The 4,253-nt window shown below is 34.2% G+C and carries 4 protein-coding genes and 1 tRNA gene; 2 read left to right on the plus strand and 3 right to left on the minus strand.

The genetic code is table 11. The features are described 5' to 3' along the window. Together AFK68_RS07970 and ndhL are read right to left on the minus strand one after the other, a co-directional pair. Nucleotides 1–140, minus strand: a 140-nt coding sequence (locus AFK68_RS07970) for a DUF3007 family protein (RefSeq protein WP_143437675.1), incomplete at its 3' end; no start/stop codon positions are given. Continuing rightward, on the minus strand, nt 140–394 hold the full coding sequence (gene ndhL, locus AFK68_RS07975) for an NAD(P)H-quinone oxidoreductase subunit L (protein WP_094672285.1): 255 nt from the start codon (nt 392–394) through the stop codon (nt 140–142). The genes ndhL and AFK68_RS07970, both read right to left, overlap by 1 nt. A 478-nt stretch (nt 395–872) precedes the next feature. On the opposite strand from ndhL, the gene AFK68_RS07980 reads away from it, so the two are divergent. Continuing rightward, nucleotides 873–956: transfer RNA gene (locus tag AFK68_RS07980), tRNA-Leu, on the plus strand. A gap of 82 nt (nt 957–1,038) precedes the next feature. Beyond that, nucleotides 1,039–1,137, plus strand: a complete 99-nt coding sequence (locus tag AFK68_RS44530) for a DUF4896 domain-containing protein (protein WP_143437676.1) — start codon at nt 1,039–1,041, stop codon at nt 1,135–1,137. Nucleotides 1,138–1,701: 564 nt separating this feature from the next. Here the strand turns inward: AFK68_RS44530 and AFK68_RS07985 are convergent. After that, entirely contained in the window at nt 1,702–2,028 is a 327-nt protein-coding gene (locus AFK68_RS07985) for a PEP-CTERM sorting domain-containing protein (protein WP_094672286.1), read from the minus strand. Between the last annotated feature and the right edge of the window lie 2,225 nt (nt 2,029–4,253).

Consider the following 4,253-nt stretch of genomic DNA (forward strand, 5'->3'; position numbering starts at 1 on the left):
AATAAGCCACCGACCAAAATTGCTTGTGTCCAAATACCAGCATTGGTACTATCTATCCCTACTACTTGTAATACTAAATAGAGGAGACCACCAGCACCAAAAATACCAATACTTATTACAATGGCATCAATTCGTCGCATTAACCTTCAATTTGTCGCTTTCTAGGGCGAAAGTTTAAAAATGGGGACAAAACCAACATACCAGGGAAGAATAAGAACATCAAGAAGTACATCAAAACTCGTTCAATAGAACTAGCAACATACCAACGGGTATTAAGATAAGCATAGACTATAGCTGGCATTACTAGGAGATAGGCTCCAGCTAGGGCAGCATAAATGATTAGGATAATTAGATTTGTGCCTAGTTCTAAGTTCGTTAATAGCTCTAAATTCATAAATCAAGATTGAGAAATTTCAATAGTTAATCGTATACTGTCTAATATATTATGGGCAGATTAATTGTTTTTCCAGTAAATCTCCAGATTATTCTATAATTTTCTCCTGGCAAGAGATTTTTTCAGATATTTAGCCTGAAGCCTATATTGGCCATACAATCAAGTTCTCAAGTTTGCGTTAGGGTAGCTCCTCTGCAAGAGGCAGCATTCCGAAGGACAGGAAAGGACAGGAAAGGACAGGAAAGGACAGGAAAGGACAGGAAAAACCAAATATCCGCTGTTACGATGGTAACTAAAAACTGATAACTGATAACTGAAATGACTCCTTTCCCCAAATGACTAGATTCTAGAGCCTTACAAAAAGATTAATCTGTTTACCGAGAATCCTTAATATTTTTTTTTCAAAATACTTGCCAAAATTTTAAACATTGTGCTTTAATAAAGGAATGAGCAAAAAAATATAATATATTACTCTTAAGGGGGTGTGGCGGAATGGTAGACGCTACGGACTTAAAATCCGTTGACCTTAACAGTCGTGTGGGTTCAAGTCCCACCACCCCCACTACTTAAAACCTTTTCTAGTCTTGCTTTTACAGTTTTACCGAATAATTAAGGTTTAAAGCCTCTCCTTTAAAGGAGAAACAATGAATTTATTTTCCTTTTATTCAATCCTCTTCCTTTTAGGGAGAGGTAATTATCAATTATCAATTATCAATTATCAATTATCAATTATCAATTATTGAACCATGACTTGGCTTTGAAGGGGTAATTTTTATTACAAGAGGGAAAAAAGGCTATTTGTGACATTTTTGCGACAAGAATTTTTAATAGGGGTGATTTGATATTGTGCGCTTGGCTTTTAACTTTCCAGAATTATCCCAAGGCTGTACAGTTTTTACACTAACTCCTAATCTTTCTGCAAATTAGTGATTGTTTTATATTCTAGACATTTTGTGTATATTTGTCTAGGGTAGTCTATATTTTTGCACTTTTTTTGAGCTACAGTATGGCTTTTGTCTGTGGTAGTAGAAGNGGGTGATTTGATATTGTGCGCTTGGCTTTTAACTTTCCAGAATTATCCCAAGGCTGTACAGTTTTTACACTAACTCCTAATCTTTCTGCAAATTAGTGATTGTTTTATATTCTAGACATTTTGTGTATATTTGTCTAGGGTAGTCTATATTTTTGCACTTTTTTTGAGCTACAGTATGGCTTTTGTCTGTGGTAGTAGAAGTTACATTTGTGGTTGAGCCAAGGTTATTGCTCTGACTACCCCTGTTTCAACTAGGAAATTCCTAAAAGCACAACTACTTAATTATCTTTTTCCTTCGACTCCACAAACCTAATCCTACTACAAAAAATAACCCACTAATTAAAGTAGGTTCAGGTGTCCCTACATAATCCTTAACCTTATCTACTAAGTTACAATCAATAGTAGATGTTTGAGAATTCTGAGATGTTTCACCTAAAAATTGTGATAAATTAGAACTTCCAGAAGAATTACTATTAGTAGTTAAACTATTATTATTGTCAGTATAATTTGTGACAAAAGCTCCTACAGGCAACTTGGAAGAAAATCCTACACTCATAATTGAGCTAACAACAACTACTTGTAAAAATTGATTAATTTTCATTTATAGATACTCCTAATAAAGTCAAAAGTCAAAAGTTAAAAGGCATTTCTAGGCAGGACTTATGCAAAATATTAAATAATAGACCACCTGTAGGGGCAAATGGCATTTGCCCATACTAAATACAGCGGTACTGCGTAAGTCTTGGTACGGGTTAACGGCCGTTAACCCCTACGATAATATGGTGATATTACCTAATTCCTGTATTGGTAAAAATTCCCAAATTAAATTCCCAACTAACCACAACGTATAACCCAAAATCAAAACCGTATAAATAATACTAAGAGGAGCATAAATAGCTAAAATAGCTTGGTCAGATGTTTTCTCAGGTGAAGGTTGACGGCGCAATAAATCAAAATAAAATTCAAGTGATCGCTTCCTTAAATTATTAATTCCTGTCATTGCTACTAACAGATGATAACCATCAAAAGCATTTAATGGATTAAGATTTAACACCACCGTTACTAGAGCAGCACTCATTAATAAATAACTATTTTGCTGCATCAAACTCTGGGGAGGAGATGCTAATAATAACCACACTGCCAACGCCCAAATAATTANGATGATAACCATCAAAAGCATTTAATGGATTAAGATTTAACACCACCGTTACTAGAGCAGCACTCATTAATAAATAACTATTTTGCTGCATCAAACTCTGGGGAGGAGATGCTAATAATAACCACACTGCCAACGCCCAAATAATTATTTGAACTATTACCCCCGCTGCTACAACTAAAACTCTTTGTTTCCGTTTTACTAAACAATATTGGTCTGAAGTATTCGTGTACATCCCAGGCATGAAACACATAAATAATAAACCAATTTCTGGCACAATACCGCCGAAATTTTTCAGAGTAAAAGCATGACCTAATTCATGCAAAAAAATCACCAACATTGAGGCAAAACCTAACTTTAATAAATTAGTTGGAGCTAAAGTCGAATCTCCCCAAACTTGTTGATGAGCAGAAACAATATCTGTGGCATAAACTAACCACAAAAAAATTGTTTGACCTAGGAAAAAACAGAGAAAAAAACCAAAGGCTTTAGTCCAAATCCAACGTAATTTATCTAGATGTTTTTCTAACCACTCGTCAGGTTTGAACAGAGGAATTTTGAAAAATAATATTTGTGCCAAAGAGAACTTTTTCGGCGGAGGTTCCGTACCCTCCAACATACCTGTTGCTGCTAATTTTTGCAATAATTGTTGAATGTCTTGGATAGTTAAATCGTATTTATTCGCAATGGCAGGGATTGGATTTTTTTCTAACAGACAAATGACATTTTTATCAATATTATCTACCTGTAGAAAAGTTGGATATTCAGGATNTTGTGCCAAAGAGAACTTTTTCGGCGGAGGTTCCGTACCCTCCAACATACCTGTTGCTGCTAATTTTTGCAATAATTGTTGAATGTCTTGGATAGTTAAATCGTATTTATTCGCAATGGCAGGGATTGGATTTTTTTCTAACAGACAAATGACATTTTTATCAATATTATCTACCTGTAGAAAAGTTGGATATTCAGGATTGCGTAATATCCAATAACCATCTGGATGTTGAATCCAATGCACCTCTGATTTTAGTTGCATAAATTTATAAAATACTTACTAATAAGAAGTTTTTTAGACTAGAAAACCGTGAATATACTGGTGTATTTGTGAACAATTAATTAGTCACTTTTATCCTAGATTTTAGAAGTTGTTCATAGACAGATTTAACGAAGTCAGAAGTCAGAAATCAGTAGGGGGCGAATGGCTATTCGCCCTTACTGATAGGGGAGCCGTCCGATTGGCGACTTATGTTTTTGTAACGGGTATTAGAGCAACGTTCCAAAAATATTTCGCCTTAAAAGACGGGATTTTAGACCCAATTATTTTGATAAAATTATTTTGTTTATTATGGCATAGTTTTTTGTCGTTTTTGTCGAAGATCGACAAAATATCAAATTTTTTTTATTGAGTTAAACCCGATTTCATCGGAATGCTTTGCGACCTTTGAATTTCAGCAATAATTTGTTCAAAAAAAATCAATAAAAGTTGTCGATCTTCGACAACTTTGTTGAAGATCGACAATTTTGTTTCTGAACTATGTTATGTTTATTTATTAAGTAATTAGTAACTTTATTTATTAGTTGGGCTTTGAAGTTATCAGCCCTCTTTGGGAATACTTTGCTAACTCTAAAGGTTATCAGTAAATCCTGGGATATAAATGTTTAATACCTTATTT

This window comes from Hydrocoleum sp. CS-953, assembly GCF_002260545.1.
Lineage (GTDB): Bacteria > Cyanobacteriota > Cyanobacteriia > Cyanobacteriales > Microcoleaceae > Trichodesmium.